Source organism: Lentzea sp. NPDC003310 (assembly GCF_040610935.1).
Taxonomy (GTDB): domain Bacteria; phylum Actinomycetota; class Actinomycetes; order Mycobacteriales; family Pseudonocardiaceae; genus Lentzea.
Genome location: NZ_JBEXNC010000015.1, coordinates 129,492 through 148,581, shown reverse-complemented (window position 1 = coordinate 148,581; position 19,090 = coordinate 129,492). Strand labels below are relative to the sequence as shown.

At 72.3% G+C, this 19,090-nt stretch carries 18 protein-coding genes; 4 read left to right on the top strand and 14 right to left on the bottom strand.

What is annotated here, in order from left to right:
- Positions 1 to 12 precede the first annotated feature (12 nt).
- Positions 13 to 1,278 (top strand): aldehyde dehydrogenase family protein, encoded by a 1,266-nt coding sequence (locus tag ABZX02_RS29840; protein ID WP_355303119.1) that lies wholly within the window; start codon positions 13 to 15, stop codon positions 1,276 to 1,278.
- Between the two features lie 183 nt (positions 1,279 to 1,461).
- Here ABZX02_RS29840 and ABZX02_RS29835 read toward each other — a convergent pair whose 3' ends face one another.
- From ABZX02_RS29835 to ABZX02_RS29810, 6 genes are read right to left on the bottom strand one after another with little or no spacing between them, the layout of a single operon-like run.
- Complete coding sequence (locus ABZX02_RS29835; protein WP_355302932.1) at positions 1,462 to 2,670, bottom strand: UDP-glucose/GDP-mannose dehydrogenase family protein; 1,209 nt, start codon at positions 2,668 to 2,670, stop codon at positions 1,462 to 1,464.
- Entirely contained in the window at positions 2,631 to 3,497 is an 867-nt protein-coding gene (locus ABZX02_RS29830) for a glycosyltransferase family 9 protein (protein ID WP_355302930.1), read from the bottom strand. Before ABZX02_RS29830 ends, ABZX02_RS29835 begins: the two co-directional genes overlap by 40 nt.
- Positions 3,494 to 4,393, bottom strand: a complete 900-nt coding sequence (locus tag ABZX02_RS29825) for a glycosyltransferase (RefSeq protein ID WP_355302928.1) — start codon at positions 4,391 to 4,393, stop codon at positions 3,494 to 3,496. Before ABZX02_RS29825 ends, ABZX02_RS29830 begins: the two co-directional genes overlap by 4 nt.
- Positions 4,390 to 5,985, bottom strand: a complete 1,596-nt coding sequence (locus ABZX02_RS29820; RefSeq protein WP_355302926.1) for a carbamoyltransferase C-terminal domain-containing protein — start codon at positions 5,983 to 5,985, stop codon at positions 4,390 to 4,392. The genes ABZX02_RS29825 and ABZX02_RS29820 overlap by 4 nt, the downstream gene beginning before the upstream one ends.
- A gap of 9 nt (positions 5,986 to 5,994) precedes the next feature.
- The gene (locus tag ABZX02_RS29815; RefSeq protein ID WP_355302924.1) at positions 5,995 to 6,921 is read right to left on the bottom strand and encodes an NAD-dependent epimerase/dehydratase family protein; all 927 of its coding nucleotides are present in this window, start codon (positions 6,919 to 6,921) and stop codon (positions 5,995 to 5,997) included.
- Positions 6,902 to 7,345, bottom strand: a complete 444-nt coding sequence (locus ABZX02_RS29810; protein ID WP_355302922.1) for a DUF4383 domain-containing protein — start codon at positions 7,343 to 7,345, stop codon at positions 6,902 to 6,904. Before ABZX02_RS29810 ends, ABZX02_RS29815 begins: the two co-directional genes overlap by 20 nt.
- Positions 7,346 to 7,483: 138 nt before the next feature.
- Between ABZX02_RS29810 and ABZX02_RS29805 the strand changes: the two genes are divergently transcribed.
- Together ABZX02_RS29805 and ABZX02_RS29800 are read left to right on the top strand one after the other, a co-directional pair.
- Positions 7,484 to 9,679 (top strand): catalase, encoded by a 2,196-nt coding sequence (locus ABZX02_RS29805; protein ID WP_355302920.1) that lies wholly within the window; start codon positions 7,484 to 7,486, stop codon positions 9,677 to 9,679.
- Positions 9,676 to 10,074 (top strand): ankyrin repeat domain-containing protein, encoded by a 399-nt coding sequence (locus ABZX02_RS29800; protein ID WP_355302918.1) that lies wholly within the window; start codon positions 9,676 to 9,678, stop codon positions 10,072 to 10,074. The genes ABZX02_RS29805 and ABZX02_RS29800 overlap by 4 nt, the downstream gene beginning before the upstream one ends.
- 35 nt (positions 10,075 to 10,109) lie before the next feature.
- Here ABZX02_RS29800 and ABZX02_RS29795 read toward each other — a convergent pair whose 3' ends face one another.
- The 5 genes from ABZX02_RS29795 to ABZX02_RS29775 all read right to left on the bottom strand — a co-directional run bounded on the left by ABZX02_RS29795 (position 10,110) and on the right by ABZX02_RS29775 (position 16,690).
- Complete coding sequence (locus ABZX02_RS29795) at positions 10,110 to 11,204, bottom strand: acetate kinase (RefSeq protein WP_355302916.1); 1,095 nt, start codon at positions 11,202 to 11,204, stop codon at positions 10,110 to 10,112.
- Positions 11,201 to 13,522: a phosphoketolase family protein gene (locus tag ABZX02_RS29790; protein ID WP_355302914.1), complete on the bottom strand. Its 2,322-nt coding sequence runs from the start codon at positions 13,520 to 13,522 to the stop codon at positions 11,201 to 11,203. Before ABZX02_RS29790 ends, ABZX02_RS29795 begins: the two co-directional genes overlap by 4 nt.
- A gap of 77 nt (positions 13,523 to 13,599) precedes the next feature.
- Positions 13,600 to 15,060: a hypothetical protein gene (locus ABZX02_RS29785; protein WP_355302912.1), complete on the bottom strand. Its 1,461-nt coding sequence runs from the start codon at positions 15,058 to 15,060 to the stop codon at positions 13,600 to 13,602.
- Positions 15,061 to 15,192: 132 nt separating this feature from the next.
- Positions 15,193 to 15,930, bottom strand: coding sequence for a hypothetical protein (locus tag ABZX02_RS29780; protein WP_355302910.1), 738 nt, complete (start codon positions 15,928 to 15,930; stop codon positions 15,193 to 15,195).
- Positions 15,931 to 16,156: 226 nt separating this feature from the next.
- Positions 16,157 to 16,690, bottom strand: a complete 534-nt coding sequence (locus tag ABZX02_RS29775; protein ID WP_355302908.1) for an AAA family ATPase — start codon at positions 16,688 to 16,690, stop codon at positions 16,157 to 16,159.
- Between the two features lie 32 nt (positions 16,691 to 16,722).
- On the opposite strand from ABZX02_RS29775, the gene ABZX02_RS29770 reads away from it, so the two are divergent.
- Positions 16,723 to 17,175 (top strand): hypothetical protein, encoded by a 453-nt coding sequence (locus tag ABZX02_RS29770; RefSeq protein WP_355302906.1) that lies wholly within the window; start codon positions 16,723 to 16,725, stop codon positions 17,173 to 17,175.
- 6 nt (positions 17,176 to 17,181) lie between these two features.
- Here ABZX02_RS29770 and ABZX02_RS29765 read toward each other — a convergent pair whose 3' ends face one another.
- The 3 genes from ABZX02_RS29765 to ribA are packed head-to-tail and all read right to left on the bottom strand — an operon-like array spanning position 17,182 to position 18,975.
- On the bottom strand, positions 17,182 to 17,667 hold the full coding sequence (locus ABZX02_RS29765; RefSeq protein WP_355302904.1) for a MarR family transcriptional regulator: 486 nt from the start codon (positions 17,665 to 17,667) through the stop codon (positions 17,182 to 17,184).
- Positions 17,668 to 17,704: 37 nt separating this feature from the next.
- Positions 17,705 to 18,304, bottom strand: a complete 600-nt coding sequence (locus ABZX02_RS29760) for a nitroreductase family protein (RefSeq protein WP_355302902.1) — start codon at positions 18,302 to 18,304, stop codon at positions 17,705 to 17,707.
- A 23-nt stretch (positions 18,305 to 18,327) separates the two neighbouring features.
- Positions 18,328 to 18,975 (bottom strand): GTP cyclohydrolase II, encoded by a 648-nt coding sequence (ribA, locus tag ABZX02_RS29755; protein WP_355302900.1) that lies wholly within the window; start codon positions 18,973 to 18,975, stop codon positions 18,328 to 18,330.
- Positions 18,976 to 19,090: the final 115 nt, after the last annotated feature.

The window sequence follows — 19,090 nt, the reverse complement described above, 5'->3', positions numbered from 1 at the left end:
GCCATGACCGCCATGCCGGCCACCGCGCTGACCACTGCCCGGAAGACCTTCCCGGACTGGGCCGCCACCGCCGCGGCCGACCGCGGCGCGGCCGTGCGGAAGGCGGCGGGCGCCTTGCGACAGCGGGCGCGCGAGCTGGCATCCGCAGTGGAGCAGGACACCGGCAGGCCGTTCGACTCCGCGCTCGAGGGCGTGCTGGCGGGCGCGGGAACGCTGGAGCAGTACGCGGAGCTCGGCCCGGTCCACCGCGGACGGTCGCTGCTGGGCTCCGCCGTCGACTTCATGGTCCCCGAACCGCGCGGTGTCGTCGTGGCGCTGACACCGTGGAACGACCCCGTCGCCGTGGCGTGCGGACTCCTGGGCGCGGCCGTCGTCACGGGCAACACCGTGGTGCACAAGCCGAGCGAACGGTGCCCGCAGACCGGCCGGCTGCTCGACGCGGTCGTCGGGACGTGCTTCCCGAACGGGGTGTTGCAGACCGTCACGGGTGACGGGAAGGTCGGCGCGGAACTGGTGCGCTCCCCCGAGGTCGACGTCGTCGCCCACGTCGGCAGCACCGCGACGGGTCGGGCCATCGCGGCCTCGTCCTCGGCGAAGCTGTTGCTGGAGAACGGCGGGAACGATCCGCTGCTGGTCGACGAGGACGTCGACCCTGGGTGGGCGGCGGCGCAGGCGGCGCTCGGCGCGTTCACCAACGCGGGCCAGCTGTGCACCTCGGTAGAGCGGATCTACGTGCACGAGGCGATCGCCCCGGCCTTCCTGGACGCGTTGTGCGCGCAGGCCCGGGAGTGGAACACCGACCCGCAGCCGCTCGTCGACGAACGCCACCGCGACCTCGTGCACGGCCAGGTGGCCGACGCGGTCGCGGACGGCGCCCGAGCGCTGGTGGGCGGCGTCGTGCCACCCGGCCGCGGCGCCCACTACCCCGCGACCGTGCTGGCGGACTGCTTCGGCGCGATGCGGGTCATGCGCGAGGAGACGTTCGGGCCGGTCGCGCCCGTGCAGGTGGTGTCGTCGTTCGACGAGGGGCTCGCGGAGGCGTGCTCCGGTGACTACGGCCTGGCGGCGACCGTGCTGACGGCGTCGATGGACCACGCCCAGCGCGCCTGGCGGGCGTTGCCGGTCGGCACGGTGAAGGTCAACGCGGTCTTCGGCGGCGCGCCGGGCGGGGCCGCCCAGCCGCGCGGTGCGTCCGGCACCGGGTTCGGCTACGGCCCCGAGCTGCTCGACGAGATGACCACCACGAAGGTGGTCCACCTCGGCGTGCCCCACTCCTGACCAGCGACCTGCTGACCAGCGAGCTGCTGACCAGCGGGTTCGTCCGGTGGCAGGCGCGGGTGGGAGAGGCGGAGGCGGTGCCGCCGCGACGCCCTCGTACCGGGCGTGTCCGAGCGTTGCGGCGGAGTCTCCTCAGGAGCCTTCGGCCGCCACTACCGCCCGACGGAACTCCCAACACAAGGCCTAACTCCTGACCAGCCGGAAGCCCGCCTGCGTCACCTTGTCCTCCGGCACGACCCGCCGGGTGTCGACGATCAGCGGCCGGCGCACCCGTCCGGCCAGGTCCGGCCAGTCCAGCTCGGCGAACTCCGGCCACTCGGTGAGCACGACGAGGGCGTCCGCCCCGGTCGCGGCCTCGGCGGCGGAGCCCACCACGGTGATGCCGGGCAGTTCCGCGGTCACGCACGGGTCGTAGGCGACGAGCTCGGCGCCCTCCCCGGCCAGCAGGTCCGCCACGGTGAGCGCGGGCGAGTCGCGCAGGTCGTTGGTCCCGGCCTTGAAAGCGAGGCCGAGCACCGCGATCCTCCTGCCCGCGAGGGTGCCGAGCTCGGCGCGGACGGCGCCGACGACGTGGTGCGGCCGGCCGCGGTTGGTCGTGATGGCCGCTTCCAGGGTGGCGAAGTCGACGCCCGCGTCCCGGGCGGTGGCGAGCAGCGCGAGCGTGTCCTTGGGCAGGCACGACCCTCCCCAACCCGGTCCGGGGGCTAGGCACGACCCGCCGATCCGGTCGTCGAGCCGCATGCCCTCGGTGACGCCGTCGATGTCGGCGTCGAGCTGGTCGCACAGCTCCGCCAACGTGTTGACGTAGGACAGCTTGAGCGCCAGGAAGCAGTTGCTCGCGTACTTCACCAGCTCCGCGCTCGTGTTGTCGGTGAGCACCACCGGGGCGTGGGTCCGCTCGTACAGCGCGGCGACCTCGCGGGCGTCGCGTTCGTCCCGCGCGCCGACCACGATCCGTTGCGGCCGCAGGAAGTCCTCGACGGCGTGGCCCTCGCGCAGGAACTCCGGGTTCGACACGACGCCGGGGTGTCCCGCGCCCGTCCCGACCGGCACGGTCGACTTGAGCACGACCGTGGGGACCGCACGACCCAGCACCTCGTTCACCGCGGTGAGGTCGGCCGCCCCGTCAGGTCCCTCCGGCGTCGGCACGCAGACGAACGTGAAGTCCACATCGGACAGAGCATTGCCGAGCACGAACTCCAGCCGTCCGCCGGCGAGCCCCTCCGCCACCAGTTCCGGCAGGCCCGGCTCGAGCAGCGACACCTCGCCCGCGGACAGGGCCTCGATCTTCGCCCCGTCCACGTCGGCGCACGTCACCCGGTGGCCGAGGTGCGCGAAGCACGCGGCCGTCGTCAGGCCGACGTAACCCGCTCCGATGACTCCGATCCGCACAGCACACCTCCCGCGGCGTCGAGGACCTCGTCGACGGTGATCCGCAGCAGTCCCGGATCGGGGCGCTGCGCGAACGTGTCACCGGTCGTGCCGTGCCAGAGCGCCACGTGCGGGCCGCGGCGCGGTCCCCACAGCCGCGGCGGCACCGGTCCGAACAGCACGACCGACGGCGTCCGGTAGGCGGTGGCGACGTGGGCGATGCCGGTGTCCCCGCAGACGACCAGGCGCGCGGTGGCGACCAGGTCCATCAGCTCGGCGAGCGTGCCGGACAGCACGCCGCGGCCGACCTGGCGGGCGAGGCCTGCCTCACCGGGTCCGGCGGTCACGACGACGTCCGGGCCGAGCGCCTCGGCCAGCTCCGCGAACCTCTCCACGGGCCACCGCCGCGCACCGGTGCTCGCGCCGGGGTGCAGCACGATCGGACCGGCGTGCGGGCCGACGGGCGCCAAGCGGTGGTCGTCGGGGTCGCACCGGATGCCCTTGCGCTGCAGCAGATCACACCACCGGAGCACCTCGTGGCGCTCGCCCTCGTCGAACTCGTAGGTGATCAGCCGGCGCGGACGGGTGGCCATCAGCCGCAGGATGCTCTGCGGTCCGACGCCGTGCAGGTTCACCGCGAGGTCCGGCCGGTCGAAGTCGATCGGCCCGAGCTCCTCGGTGGGCAGCAGGCGGTCCACGGCGTCGATGCGCGCCACCGCGTCGGCGAGCCAGGCCGGCGCGGCCAGGGTGATCTCCGCCCACGGGTAGGTCGCGCGCAGCCCTCTCAGCGCGGGCACCGCCGTCAGCAGGTCGCCCAGCCCCAGCGCCCGGAGCACGAGGATCCTCACGGCCGCACCCGCCGGTGCCTCAGCTCGCCGCGCAGCCGGTGCCAGCACGCGGCGGGCGGGATCAGCGCGCTGGTGACGACCATCCGCACGACCTCGTCCCCGCTCTTCGGTCCCGGCGCGATCCGCGCCGCCGCGAACCACGCCGTCCGGCCCGCCCACACCGCGCCGAACGCCCCCGCGAGCCGGCGCCGGCCGGCCACCGCGCAGAGGACGGCGAGCAGACCTGCCGCGGTGGTCAGCACGTGCTGCGGGAGGCGGCCGCTCCGGCCGCCGATGCGGGACCGCCACCTCGGCCCGACCACCTTGCGCATCAACGCGTCGTCGGCGTTGCCGCGCTGGTCGCGGACGCTGGTCAGGAAGGTCGCGGGCTTCACCGGGTGTGTCGTGACCCGGGAGCCCCGCACGATCCGGTAGCCGAGGTCCTGCACGCGCAAGGCGAGCTCGGCGTCCTCGCGGTAGGCGCGCGGGAACCGTTCGTCGAAGCCGCCCGCGCGGGCCAGCGCCTCGCGCCGGTAGGCCATGTCCGCGGTGATCCAGCGGGCCGTCGCGAGGCCCGCCGTGCCGCGTTCGGCGTCGGTCGCGCGGCGGCCTCCCGGCAACGGCACCACGATGCGCGCCTGGCTCGCGCCCACGTCGGCCGGCAGCTCCGCGAGATCCGCGCACAGCCGGGCTTTCCAGTCCGGGGCGAGCACCACGTCGTCGTCGAGGAACGCCACCCAGTCGCCACTGGCCTCGCGCCAGCCGGTGTTGCGCGCCGCGGCCGGGCCGAGGCCGGTCGCGCGGTCGTCCACCACGATGATCTCGCACGGCTCTGGGCCGGTGCCCTCGACGAGCGCGTCCAGCAGGACGTCCAGGTTCGGCCGGCCGACGGTGGGGATGACGACGGAGTAGTTCATCGCCGCACCGCGAACGGGCCGATGGCGAGCAGGTCGACCGGAGAGGAGCCGAAGCACTCCAGCGCATCGCGCGGGGTGTCCACCATGGGACGGCCCGCGGTGTTGAGGCTGGTGTTCACGACGACCGGCACACCCGTGCGTTCCTCGAACGCGCGCAACATGCGCTCCAGCAACGGATCCCCCGCCACGGTCTGGGCCCGCGCGGTGCCGTCCACGTGCACCACGGCCGGGATCCTGTCGGTCCACTCCGGACGGACGTCGTGCACGAACAGCATGTACGGGCTGGGGATCGGGCCGCGGGTGAAGACGTCGTCCGCGCGGTCGGCCAGCACCATCGGTGCCACCGGGCGGAACTGCTCGCGCCCCTTGACGTCGTTGAGCCTGGTCAGGTTCTCGGCGAAGCACGGGTTGGCGAACAGGGAACGGCGTCCGAGCGCACGTGGGCCGTACTCGGACCGCCCCTGGAACCAGGCGACGACCTTGTTCGCGGCCAGTGCTTCGGCGACCTCCAGCGCGATGTCATCGGACCGGTGGTACGGCACGGCCGCCGTGCGCAGCGTCGCCTCGATCTCCTCGTCGGAGAAGCCCCGGCCCAGGTCGGCTCCCGGCATGGGCGCCACCTGGTCCTCGCTGACGTGCAGTGCGGCGCCCAGCGCCGTGCCCGCGTCGCCCGCGGCCGGCTGGACCCACACCTCGTCGAACGGCCCTTCCGCGAAGATCCGGGTGTTCGCCACGCAGTTCAGCGCCACGCCGCCGGCCATCGTGAGCCTGGAATCACCGGTGCGCTCGTGCAGCCACGTGGCCAGTTCCAGCAGCACCTCTTCGAGCCGCACCTGCACGCTCGCCGCCAGCTCCGCGTGTTCGCGGGTCAGGTCGTCGTCCTTGCCGCGCCGCTTCGCCAGGGTGCTCCAGTCCAGCGGACGGGTCTCGAAACCCCCGTCGCGCACCACCACGTGCTCGCGCATCAGGTCGAGGTGCACCGGCTTCGCGTGCGAGGCCAAGGCCATCACCTTGTACTCGTCGCTGGAACGCAGGAAGCCGAGGTGCTCGGTGAGGTCCTCGTACATCAGGCCGAGCGAGTGCGGCAACCGTTGCGAGGCGAAGGTGGTGAGCTCGCCGTCCACGTAACGTCCGGCGAGGTGCGAACCGCATTCACCGCGGCCGTCCGCCACGAGCACCGCGCAGTTCCCGCCGAACGGTGCGGCGAGACCGGTGGACGCGGCGTGCGCGACGTGGTGCGGCACGAAGCGCACGATCCCGGGATCGAGCCCCGGCAACGACGTGGCGAGGAACTTGGGCGCGTTCCGCGCGTAGGTCGTGCGCATCTCCTCCCACGGCGCGTACTCGGCGTCCACCAGGTCCGGGTCGTAGGAGTAGGCGACGGCGTCGAGGTCGGCGGCGGTGAGCCCGGCCTGCTCGAGGCACCAGCGCGCGGCCAGCTCCGGTTGTTCCCACGTGGAGAACGGCACCGGTCGCTTCCCGTGGTTGCGGCGGGAGAACCGTTCCTCCTCGGCCGCGGCCACGACGGCTCCGTCGACCACCAGTGCCGCGGCCGGGTCGTGGAACACCGCGTTGATCCCGAGAACTCGCATGACGAGCGGCTACCCGGCGAATTCCCGGACAAACGAGCGCAACCCGTCCTCCAGCGAAATCGTCGGCTGCCAGCCGAGGACCTGCCGCGCCAGCGCGATGTCCGGCCGGCGGCGGCGCGGATCGTCCACCATGGACTCGACGTGGCGCACCTCGGACCGGCTGCCGGTGACCTCGATCGCCCGGCGCGCGACGTCGAGGACGGTGACCTCGGCCGGGTTGCCGAGGTTGATCGGTCCGGGGTGGTCGCTGCGCGCCATCGCGAGCAGACCGCGGACCAGATCGTCCACGTGGCACAGCGACCGCGTCTGCAACCCGTCGCCGTGCACCGTGAGCGGTTCCCCGGCCAGCGCCTGCCGCAGGAACGTGGGGATCATCCGGCCGTCGTGCGGGCGCATCCGCGGCCCGTAGGTGTTGAAGATGCGCACGATGCCGGCGTCCACCCCATGTTCGGCGCGGAACGCGACGGCCATCGCCTCGCCGAACCGCTTGGCCTCGTCGTAGACGCTGCGCGGCCCGATCGGGTTGACGTGGCCCCAGTAGGTTTCGCGCTGCGGGTGCTCCTCCGGATCGCCGTAGACCTCGCTGGTCGAGGCAATGACGACCCGGCATCCCTTGCGACGCGCCAGGTCCAGCGCGTGGTAGGTGCCGAACCCGCCCGTGCGCAGCGTGTCCACCGGAGTGCGCAGGTAGTCCGGCGGCGAGGCGGGACAGGCCAGGTGGAGGATGAGGTCGACGGGGCCGAGCAGGTCGAGCGGACGCGACACGTCCGCCGTCACCACTCCGACCCCGGCCGGCACGTTGTGCAGCGAGCCCGTGCGGAACGAGTCCACGCACACCACTCGCGCGCCTTCCGCCAGCAACGCCTCGCAGACGTGCGAGCCGAGGAAGCCCGCACCGCCCGTGACGACGACCCGGTCAGCGCCGGCGCGCGGCATGACCCCGGCCGGCCGCCAGCCCCAGGCCGAGCATGCCGACGCCCAGGAGCAGGTGCAGCCAGTTGTCGGCCGGGTTGACCGGCACGAAGTTCGCCTCGCTGCCGTGGTCGACCACCAGGCCGTAGACGAACAGCACGAGGTAGACCAGCCCGCCACCGATGAGGTACCAGTGGGCGCCGTTGACCGTGCGCGACATCAGGAAGCCGACGACGCCGAAGGCGAGGTGGACGATGTTGTGGAAGACCGAGACGGCGAACAGGCCGAGCAGCATCGCCCCGGACTCGTGGCCCGCGACCATCAGCTGGTCGTAGTTCGTCGTGAGGCCCGGGATGAAGCCGGCGACACCCACCAGGGTGAACACCGCGGCCACCACCACGGCGATGGACTGGACGGTGGCGCGCCTGGTCGTAGCGGTTCGGGACATGACGACTCCCGTCGACTGGATTGCGCTTCGGGCCCGGCTACCCCTCGTTCCCCGCGACAAACGGTTCCGCCCGAAGCGGTTGACACCCCTTCCGCCGGGTACCGCAAGCGCGACGTTCCCGTTGTCGAGGAGGATGCAGTGGCCACCCACAAGCCGGGCAAGCTCGTGAAAGCGGCGCTGGAGAAGGCGGTCGACAAGGTCACCGACCTGGTGAACCCGCCGATCCCCGGTGCCCCCGCCAGTGAGCCGCCCCCCGTGGCCGAGCCGACCGAGCCGCGCGGTCCGCTGCCGCCCAAGCACGACCAGACGGGCCCGGAGACCGTCACGCCCACGGGTGCCGCGACCGGCGCGCCGAAGGTCGCCAAGGCCCAGCAGGGCGAGTTCCTCACGACCTCGGCGGGAGCGCGGCTGCACGACACCGACCACTCGCTCAAGGCGGGCGAACGCGGCCCGACGCTGCTGCAGGACCACCACCTGCGCGAGAAGGTCATGCACTTCGACCACGAGCGGATCCCGGAGCGGGTCGTGCACGCCCGCGGCTACGGCGCGCACGGCGTGTTCGTGGGTTACGGCACCGCCGCGAACGTCTGCATGGCCCGGTTCCTCGGCGACGGCGTGGAGACGCCGGTGTTCGTGCGGTTCTCCACGGTGCTGGGCTCGCGCGGATCGGCCGACACCGTACGCGACACCCGCGGGTTCGCGACGAAGTTCTACACCGACGAGGGCAACTTCGACCTGGTGGGCAACAACATCCCGGTCTTCTTCATCCAGGACGGCATCAAGTTCCCGGACGTGATCCACGCCGGCAAGCCGCACCCGGACCGGGAGATCCCGCAGGCGCAGAGCGCGCACGACACGTTCTGGGACTTCGTCTCCACGCACACCGAGGCGACCCACCACGTCATGTGGAACATGTCCGACCGCGGCATCCCCCGCTCCTACCGGACGATGGAGGGCTTCGGCGTCCACACGTTCCGGCTCGTCAACGCCGAGGGCGAGACCGCGCTCGCGAAGTTCCACTGGAAGCCGAAGCTCGGCGTGCACTCCCTGGTGTGGGAGGAGGCGCAGATGCTCGGCGGCTTCGACCCCGACTTCCACCGCCGCGACCTCGCCGACGCCATCGAGTCCGGCGCGTACCCGCAGTGGGAGCTCGGGCTGCAGATCATGCCCGACACGCCCCGGCAGACGTTCGAGGGCATCGACCTCCTCGACCCGACCAAGATCGTGCCGGAGGAGCTCGCGCCGGTGCAGCCGGTCGGCATCCTGACGCTGAACCGCAACCCCTCCAACTACTTCGCGGAGACCGAGCAGGTCGCGTTCCACCTGGGCAACCTGGTGCCGGGCATCGACGTCACCGACGACCCGCTGCTGCAGGCGCGGCTGTTCTCGTACCTCGACACCCAGCTCACGCGGCTCGCCGGGCCGAACTTCAACCAGATCCCGATCAACCGCCCGCACGTGCCGGTGAACGACATGCTGCGCGACGGGTTCCACCAGCAGGCGGTGCACTCCGGCGTGGCGCCCTACCGGCCGAACACCCTCGACGGCGGCAACCCGTTCGTCGCGAAGGCGGAGGACCGGCCGCTGGTCGAGGTGGCGCAGCCGTTGCCGAAGGCGGTGAAGGTCCGGGAGGCGCCGGCCTCGTTCGCGGACCACTTCACCCAGCCGAGGCTGTTCTGGCTGAGCCTCTCACCGGTCGAGAAGCAGCACCTCGTCGACGCGTTCACGTTCGAGCTCGGCAAGTGCTACGAGCAGGCGATCAAGGAGCGCGAGCTGCTGGTGCTGGCCCAGGTCGACGCCACGCTGTGCGCGCAGGTGGCCGCGGGTCTCGGCCTGCCGGTGCCGCAGGCCGCCCGGCCGAAGAAGGTCACGCCGAGCCCCGCGCTCTCCCAGGTCGGGCAGACGTGGCCGACGGACGGCCGGATGATCGGCATCGTGACCGACCCGGCCGACCTCGACGGCGTGCGGACCGTCCGCGAGGCGATCCTCGCCGGGGGCATGGTGCCGCTGCTGATCGCCCCGACCGGGGGTCCGCTCGGCGACTCCGGCCTGGTCGCGCAGCGCACGTTCCTCACCGCGCGGTCGGTCGAGTTCGACGCGCTGCTCGTGGCGGGAGCGGCCGCCGACCCGCGCGTCACGCTGATGCTGCAGGAGTGCTTCCGCCACGCCAAGGCCATCGGCGCCTGGGGTGCCGGCCGCGCCGTCGTGGAGGCCGCCGGCTGCACCGGTCCGGGGGTGGTCGCTGGGGACACCTCGACGAAGGTGTTCGGGGAGGTCATGGCGCTCCTCGGCGCCCACCGCGTGTGGGAGCGCTTCCCGGCGGCGGTCTCGTGACCAGCGCGCTGACCGGGGAGGAGCTCGACTTCCTGCGCTCGCTCTTCGACCTGGCCCGCGCCGGTGACGCGCGCGGGCTGGCCGAGGCGGTCGACGCGGGCGTGCCGGTGAACCTCACCAACGACGCCGGGGACTCGTTGCTGATCCTCGCGGCCTACCACTGCCACGAGGACGCGGTCCGGGTGTTGCTGGACCGGGGCGCCGACACGGGCCGGGTCGACGACCGCGGCCAGACGGCACTGGGAGCGGCGGTCTTCCGCCGCTCCCGGCCGATCGTGGAGATGCTGCTCGAGGCGGGCGCGGACCCGGCGTTGGGACTGCGCTCCGCGCTCGACGTCGCCCGGTACTTCGACCTGCCGGACATGCTGGAACTGCTGGAGCCACACGAAGGTTGAGCTCTGCCGGTGGCGGTGTGACCCGCCACCGGCGCTCACCCGCGTGCCGACTCCACCGCGGCCAGGGTGTCCCGCGCGAGCTGCAGCTCCTCGCGCGGGCGCACCACCAGCACCGGCACCGCCGCACCGGGCGGGCTGACCACGCCGTCGCCGCCGGGATCGGCCACGAGGTCCGCCGGCACGCCCAGCAGGGACAACCCCGCCACCACGTCCGCGCGGACCTCGGGCTGGTCCCAGCCGATCTCGCCGGTGAACACCAGCGCGTCGAGCCGGTCGAGCGAGGTGGCCGCCGCGGCGAGCTCGCGGCGGATCCGGTGCGCGAACACCCCCAACGCGAACGTGTCCCCGGCCGCGACGAGCTCCCGCGTGTCGCCGGAGCGGCCCCCGGACAGGCCCAGCAGCCCGGACTCGTGGTGGAGCGCGTGTTCCACGGTGTCGAGGTCGAGGTCGTCCTGGCGCAGCAACCACAGCAGCATGCCGGGGTCGACGCTGCCGGACCGCTTCGACATCGCGACGCCTTCGAGCGGTGTGAACCCCATCGAGGTGTCGACGCTGCGCCCGTCGCGGACCGCGCACACCGAACACCCTCCGCCGAGGTGTGTCATCAGCAGGCTCAGCTCGCGCGCGGGCCGGTCCAGCAGGTCCGCCGCGCGGTCCAGCGCCCACCGGTAGGACAGGCCGTGAAAACCGTAGCGGCGCAGGCCGTACCGCTCGCGCCAGCTCTCCGGCAGCGCGTAGGTCGCGGCGATCTCCGGCAGTCCGGAGTGGAACGCGGTGTCCGGGCACAGCACGTGCGGGCAGCCGGAGAGCCTGCCGCGCAACGACTCCAGCAGTTCGAGCGCCGGTGGGACGTGCAACGGCGCTAGGTCGGCGGCCCGGTGGGCGGCGGTAAGCGTCTCGTCGTCCACAACGGACGGTGCGCGCAGGTCAGGGCCGCCGTGGACCAGGCGGTGCCCGACGGCTCCGACCTCGCCGGACCGGTCCAGCAGCTCGTCGAGCGCTTGGCGGGCCTCGTCGGAGTCGGACGGCTGCTCGACCTCGGCCGAGTCGACGACCTCCTGCGACGCCGTGTCCACGAGATGTGCTTTGAGGCTGTTGGACCCCGCGTTGACGGTGAGCACAGTGGTCACGCGGACCACCTCCAGCCGGTGATCTCCTCCGGGTCCGCGCCGTCGCGGCGCGCCGTGGCCAGCAGCTCGTCGCGGTCGGCGATCAGCGCCTCGGCCACCGAGGGGTCGTGGCCCGCGCGCCGCACGGCGTCGGCGGCCAGGTCGTGCCGGCTCATCCTGTTGCTGACCAGCAAGTCGAACGGCGTGGTCGTGGTGCCTTCCTCCAGGTAGCCGTGGACGTGGAACCGCTCGGTGGCGCCCCGCCCGTGCAGCACCTGGTGCACCGCCGAGGGGTAACCGTGGAACCCGAACACCACCGGGGTGCGTTCGCCGAAGCAGGCGGCGAAGTCCTCGTCGCTCAAGCCGTGGGGGTGCCGCGGGGAGAGGGACAGCAGGTCCACGACGTTGACCACGCGCACGGTCAGGTCCGGCGCCCGCTCGCGCAGCAGCGACGCCGCCGCGAGCACCTCGACCGTCGGGATGCCGCCCGCACAGGCCAGCACGACGTCCGGCTCGCCGTCGCCGTGGCACGCCCACTCCCACACCCCCGCGCCCTGCGCGCAGTGGCGTTCGGCGCTGTCGAGGTCGAGCCACTGCGCGGTCTCGTTCTTGCCCGCCACCACGAGGTTGATCCGGTCCGTCGAGGCCAGGCAGTCCCGCAGCGTGACGAGCAGGGTGTTGGCGTCCGGCGGGAGGTAGACCCGCGCGGTCGACGGCTTCTTGGTGAGCAGGTTGTTGAGGAAGCCGGGTCCCTGGTGGCTGTAGCCGTTGTGCTCCTGGCGCCAGCCCTCGCTGGTGAGCAGGTAGTTGAGGCTCGCCACGGGCGCGCGCCACGAGACCTCGCCGGACATCTTCAGGAACTTGGCGTACTGGTTCAGCATGCTGTCCACAATGGACGCGAAGGCCTCGTAGCACGGGAACAGGCCGTGCCGCCCGGTCAGCAGGTAGCCCTGCAACCAGCCCTGGCACAGGTGTTCCGACAGCACCTCCATCACGCGTCCACCCGGCGCGACGTGTTCGGCGGTGTCGGGCAGCGGCCAGGTGAACGCGCGGTCGGTCGCGTCGAGCAGCGCCCCGAGCTTGTTGGACTCCAGCTCGTCCGGGCACACCACGCGGAAGTCGCGGCGGTGCTCGGTGGCGCGCATCAACTCGGCGAGCCACTCCCCCGCCGTGCCGGTCGGGCTCACCGGCCCGTCGCCCGGCTCCACGGCGAACTCCGCCACGTCCGGCAGCGGGAGGTCCCGCCGCAGCGTGCCGCCGTTGGCCTCGCGCACCCGGCCCAGTCGGAGCTCCTCCGGCGGCAGGGTGGCGAGCAGGTCGTCGTGCGGCCGGCCGTCCTCGGTGAAGAGCTCCTCCGGCCGGTACGAGCGCAGCCACCGCTCCAGCAGGGCGAGCTCCGCGTCGTCGTCGTGCACGTTGCCCAGCGGCACCTGGTGTGCCCGGAACGTGCCCTCCAGCGGCTCTCCCTCGACGTCGTGCGCCGGCACGCCCCAGCCCTTGGGCGAGCGCAGCACGATCATCGGCCAGGTGGCGCGCTCGCCCGGACTCCACCGCTCCCGCACCGCGGCGATCTCCCGGTGCGCCAGGTCGAGCGCCTCCGCGAGCACCGCGTCCGGGTCGTCCGCGCGCGTGACGTCCACCAGGTACGGCGACCAGCCCGCGCCGCTGAAGTACGCGGTCAGCTCCTCGTCGCTCAGGCAGCCGTAGACGGTGGGCGAGGAGATCTTGTACCCGTTGAGGTGCAGGACGGGCAGCACGGCGCCGTCGGTGCGCGGGCTGAGGTACTTGTTGGCGTGCCACGAGCCCGCGGTCGGTCCTGTCTCGGCCTCGCCGTCGCCGACCAGGCAGGCGACCAGCAGATCGGGCTTGTCCAGGGCGGCCCCGAACGCCGTCGCCAGCGCGTAGCCGAGCTCACCGCCCTCGTGGATCACGCCCGGCACCTCGGGCGAGAGGTGGCTGGGGAACCCGCCGGGCCAGGAGAAGCGCCGCACCAGCTCGGCGAGCCCGTCGCCGTCCACGCCCAGCGCGGGGTCCAGTGCGGCGTGGGTGCCCTCGAGCCACAGGTTCGCGTGCACGGCCGGAGCGCCGTGCCCCGGTCCGGTGACCAACAGCGTGCGCTGACCGGTCCGGCCGACCAGGCCGTTGAGCCCGCTGTAGAGCAGCGTGATGCCGGGGCAGGTGCCCCAGTGGCCGAGCAGCCGCGGTTTGAGGTGCTCGCGGCGCAACGGCTCGCGCAGCAGCACGTTGTCCCTTAGGTAGATCATCGCCGCAGCCGCGTAGTCGCAGGCCCGGCGATAACGGCTGGCGAGTAGTCCGTCGCGTGTGCGGGTGCTCGTCATGGCCCCCGGTTACCCGGATTCGGCACGGGAAAGCGGGGCCGGCGCGATGCCGGCCCCGCCTTGTGATCACCTCGTGGTCACGCCTTCACGGAGTGCTTCTTCCCGTGGGTCCAGGACGTGGCGTCGCCGCCGTCGCCCGCCGGACCGGAGTGGCCACCGACCGTGGTGCTGTGGTTGGACGCGTCGCCGGTCGAACCGGTGGCGCCGGTGTCACCGGAGTTGCCCGAGGTGACCTCGGTCCAGGACTTGGTGCCGTGGTTCTTCCAGTCGTGGTGCTTCCAGCCGTCGTGGTGCTTCCAGCCGTGGCACTTGTCGCCGCGGTGGCCGTTCTTGTTCTCGGTCTTCACCACGGCCGAGTTGCCGCCGGTGGCACCGGAGTTCCCGGAGTTGCCCGAGTTCCCGGTGGTGGCGGTGTTCGAGCTGGTGGCGTTGCCGCCGTCGCCCGAGTTGCCGCCGTTGCCCGCGGTCGCCTCGGTGGAGCCGTTGTGCTTGCTCCACTTGTCGTGGTGCTTCCAGGACTTGCCCTGCTGCGTCACTGCCCACGCGTCACCGCCGTCACCGGCGGGACCGGAGTTGCCACCCTTGGTGGCGCTGTGGTTCCCCGCGTCACCCGTCGTGCCGGTGGCACCCGTGTCGCCGGAGTCGCCCGACGTCACCGTGGTCCAGGACTTGCTGCCGTGCCAGGACTTCCCGTGACCCTGGTCCGAACCGATGGTGCGGACGACGGCCTTGTTGCCGCCGGTGTCGCCCGAGTTCCCGGAGTTGCCCGAGTTGCCGGTCGTGGCGTTGTTCGAGCTCGTGGCGTTGCCGCCGTCGCCCGAGTTGCCGCCGTTGCCCGCGGTCGCCTCGGTGGAGCCGGACTTGCCGTGGTGGCCCCACTTCTGGTCTTTGCTCACGACCGCCGCGTCGCCGCCGTCACCGGCGGGACCGGAGTTCCCACCCACGGTGCTGCTGTGGTTGGAGGCGTCCCCGGTCGACCCCGTGGCACCGGTGTCCCCCGAGTCGCCCGAGCTGACGTTCGTGTGGCACTCGGCGAGCACGCAGAGCCCGTAGGCGCTGTTGCCGCCGGTGTCACCCGAGTTGCCCGAGTTCCCCGAGTTGCCGGACCGGGCGGTGTTCGAGCTGGTGGCGTCGCCGCCGGTGCCCGAGTCGCCGCCGTTGCCCGCGGTCGCGCCGCTGTTCTGCGTCCGGCCGGTCGCGGTGGCGTCGCCGCCGTTGCCGCCCGCTCCGGAGTTGCCGCCCACCGTGGAGCTGTGGTTGGAGGCGTCGCCGGTCGAGCCGGTGGCACCCGTGTCCCCGGAGTCACCGGAGCTCACGTTCGTGTGGCACTCGGCCAGCACGCACACGCCGTAGGCGCTGTTGCCACCGGTGGCGCCGGAGTTCCCGGAGTTGCCCGAGTTGCCGGTCGTGGCGTTGTTCGAGCTGGTGGCGTTGCCGCCGTCGCCCGAGTTGCCGCCGTTGCCACCGTTCACGATCGAGTGAACGGCGTCGCCCACGCCGCCCAGGAGGCCATCGCCACCCGTGTCAGCGCTCGCCATCGCCGTTCCGAACAGGAGGAATCCTCCCGAGAACGCTGCGGCCAGAAGACCGCGTCGAACTGAGCTGTGCATTTCGTCTTGCCTTCCCGTCAATCAAGCTGGGTGATCTGTCGGCTTGGTTGTCGGGACTGCTCAGCTGGGATGATTCCGGCCGTAGTAATAGCACCACGACCCGTGGACCTGGTGGTCTCCGCCGACGACGAGCGACTCGCCGTGCGGACTCGTCCCGCGCGGTGCGGGGAGGTCCGAGACGGCCTGGCCCGCCGATCCGTTCGACGACACCGATCCCGGCGCGCCCGGCAAGGCCGAGGGCACGTCCGGCGACCGCTGTTCCGGCGCCTTGACCGGTGGCGCCGCCTCAGGTGCGGAGACTTCCTGCCGATAGCGCGGAGTCGTGGCCGCGACGGACACCGGAGAACTCGTCACCGGTGCTTGCGCGACGGGTTCCGCGACGGGCGGCACCGGGGTCGGCGGCGGCACCTCCGCTGGAGCGGAAGGCGTTACCACCAGCGGTTCCGCGATCCGCGGCAGCACCGGCACGTCCTGCACCGTGCTCACCAGAGGAGCGAGCACCGGCGCCGTGACGGGCTGGAGCGGTTCGAGGACCGGACCCAGCACCTGCGTGGCGGAGTCGACCACCGGAGCCAGCGGGGCCAGCACCGGTTCGGTCACCGGCTCGGCCGCTTTCAGCACCGGCCGCACGACCGGGTCCGCCACCACCGCGACATCGCTCGTGATCGGCGCGACGACGTCGCGCGTCACCGGTGCGACGAGGTCCGCGACACCACCCAGCAGGCCGGGTGAGTCGCCCTCGTCCGCACTGGCCACCCCGGCGGACAGCAGACCGAACCCGATCAGGAACCCGGTCACGCCAAGGGTCCGGCGAATAGCGGTGGAACAAGTGAACTTCATGAAATCACCCCCTCTCGAGTAATCAGCACCTGCATACCCGTGGATTCGGTACCGCAGCGCTTCCGGTTCACTCGAAAGTGGAGAATTTCTCTCAGTGCAGTTCAGCCGCTCCAAGAAATTTGAAACACTGATTTCCAACTACTTTGGGACACGAATTAACCGCGTTCATGTCAACGGACAGTGATCACGTCAGCCGGTGGCTCCCGGCCGCGAGCACCCTGCGCACCTCCGCCGCGGTCTGCGCGGTGTCGAGGTGCCCGCTGTCGATCACGTGGCCTTCGAGGTCCCCGAGGTCGGCGAACGCGGCGTGCATCCCGGCGACCGCCTCGACGTCCCTGAGCTCCTCGCCGGAGCGCCCCACCGCCCGCGCGACGGTGACGTCGACCGCCGGCCTCAGCACGACGTACGACACGGCGAGCTCACCCACGAGCTCGCGGAAGGGCGCCAGGAACCACGGCCCGACGATTCCGTCGACCACGACGTCGTACCCGCCGCGGGCGAACGCCGCGACGGCGGCCGTGATCGCGCCGACGACGACCTCGTTCTGGCGGTGCGCCTCCGGCAGGAACGGCAGCACGAAGCCGGTGCGGATCGCGCGGTAGAACTGGTCGGTCACGAGGTGCACGGCCGGGCGGTCCGCGTCGGCGGCGAGCAGGCCCGCCACCGTGGTCTTGCCCGCTCCGGGCGGTCCGGTCAGGATGATCACTTCGCCAGTCACGTCGGCCGAGCCTAGCCGGGAGATCCGCGACGATGCCGGAGTTGCTCGGGCAGCAGGAGTTCGTCAGCGTGCCTTCGTACCGGCTGATGAGCGTCAGGGACTACGAGAACGACGCCGGCGTGGGGTTCGAGGAGGCGCTCGACCGCTCACAGACCGAGTTCGTCGCGTCCACCGGGTACGAGCTCGTGGTCAACTGCGCCTCGGATCTCACCCCGGTGGCGGTGCGCCTCGAAGCGTGGTCCGGCCGGCCCGCCGGGGACGACGGGTGGTCCGTGCCCCAGGTCTTCGAACTGGAGTGCCCGACCGGACTGATGGTGATCAGCATCCCGACGGGCGGCGGCGTCGACCTGCAGCTGCCGGCAGGCCGGGGGATCTACGCCGCGGAGGTCGTCCACCGGGGCCGCGAGGAGAAGGTCACCGAGACGTACCGGGTGCGGATGTGGCTGGTGGACGAGCTGCCCGAATACGACGAAGACGACGACTAGGCCACCTCAGCACTCGGTGAGCGCCGGCAGGATCTTCGCCGTGATCTCGCCGAGCCGGACCACGTCGTCGTCGCTCAACTGGTCGAACACCAGCCGCCGCACCTCCGCCACGTGCCCCGGCGCGGCGGCGCGCAGGAACGCCTGCCCCTCCTCGGTGAGCGCCGCGATCTGCCCGCGCTTGTCCGTGGCGCACGCCCGGCGCACCACCCAGCCGCGGTCCTCCAACGCCGACACGGCGTGTGAGAGGCGGGTGGTGGTCGTGCCGGTGCTGCGCGCCAGCCGCGTCATGCGCATGCTGCCGCCGGGCTCGGCGCTGAGCATGGCGAGGATCCGGTAGTGCGCGTGCGTGAGGCCGGCGTCGTCGCGCAGCTGCCGGTCGAGCGCGGTGGGCAGCAGCATCATCAACTGGGTGATGGTGAGCCAGGTGGTCATCTCGGCGTCGGTGAGCCAGCGGGGTTCCGCCTGGCCGGGTGCGGGGCGCGCGTCGGTCACCACGTCATCCTCCCTTCTCGCGCACCGGAGGGGGAACTCACGACCCGTCCGGCTGGACCTCGAGCAGCAGGTCGCCGATCGGCAGGCGCGCGCGGGCGGCGGTCTCGCGGCCGGCGAGGGGCTCGGCCAGGCGGCTGTGGTGGTCGCGCAGGCCGATCGCGACGACCACGAGCGGCGTCACGTCCTCCGCGGCGAGGACGGAGGTGAGGCGGTCGCAGTCGAAACCGCCCATCTGGTGCACCGCCAGGCCTTCCGCCTCGGCCTGCACGGACAGGTGGGCCGCGGCCTGGCCCGCGTCGTAGACGGCCCACGGCTGCGCGGCGCCGTCGGTGCCCTTCGTCCTGGCCGCGACGACGACCAGCGCGGACGCGTCCTGGGCCCAGACCTGGTTGCCGGCGGCGAGGGTGCCGAGCACGGCGGCGTGCTCGGCGGTGCCGCGCCGGGTCACCGCGAACCGCCACGGCTGGGTGTTCGAGGCGCTCGGCGCCCACCGGGCGGCCTCCAGCACGGCGGTCAGCTGCTCGTCGGCGAGCTCGTGGCCCGGGTCGAACGCGCGGGAGCTCCACCGCGCCGACAGCAGCGGGTGCACCGGGACCTCGGTCGCGGCGGTCTTGGTCACGTCGTCGATCACGTTCACGGTCGTTCCAGTCCTCTGTGGAGTCAGGCGGGCAGTGCGATGGTGTGGTGGGTGTGCGCGACCTTCGCGGTCAGGTAGGCGGCGTTGGCGCCGGTCAGGTGCACGCCGGTCGGCACGCGGTCGACGACCCGGACGCCGAGCGCGTCGAGCTGCAGCGCCTTGTCGGGGTTGTTGCTGAGCAACCGGATCCGGTCGGCTCCGAGCGCGCGCAGCATCTGCGCGGCGGCCGAGTAGTCGCGCTCGTCCTCGCCGCGACCGAGAGCGAGGTTGGCCTCGTAGGTGTCGAGCCCGGTGTCCTGCAACGCGTAGGCGTCGAGCTTCGCGTAGAGCCCGATGCCCCGGCCCTCCTGGCGCAGGTAGAGCAGGAAGCCGCCCTCGCCCGCGATGCGTTCGACCGCCTCGCGCAGCTGGGGGCCGCAGTCGCAGCGCTGCGAACCGAACACGTCCCCGGTCAGGCACTCGCTGTGCGGCCGCACCAGGGGCGCCGCGTCGCTCGTGAGCGCGGCCCGCCAGTCCCCCAGCGCCAATGCCAGGTGTTCGCGGCCGTCCGCGAGGCCGGTGAAGGTGAACACCTCCGCCGTGGTGGTGTAGCCGTCCGGGAACTCCAGAGGCACCGTGACCCGCGTGCGGATCTCCGCCGCGGCCACCGCCGACTTCACCGCCGTGCTCATCGCAGGCCTCCGTCTTGTTGAAGTTTCACATGTGAGTCTGCAACTCTTATATTGAAACTTCAATAACTGACGACGTGGCCTGTGTCACCGCGACCGATCGCGAACTGGTTGTGCA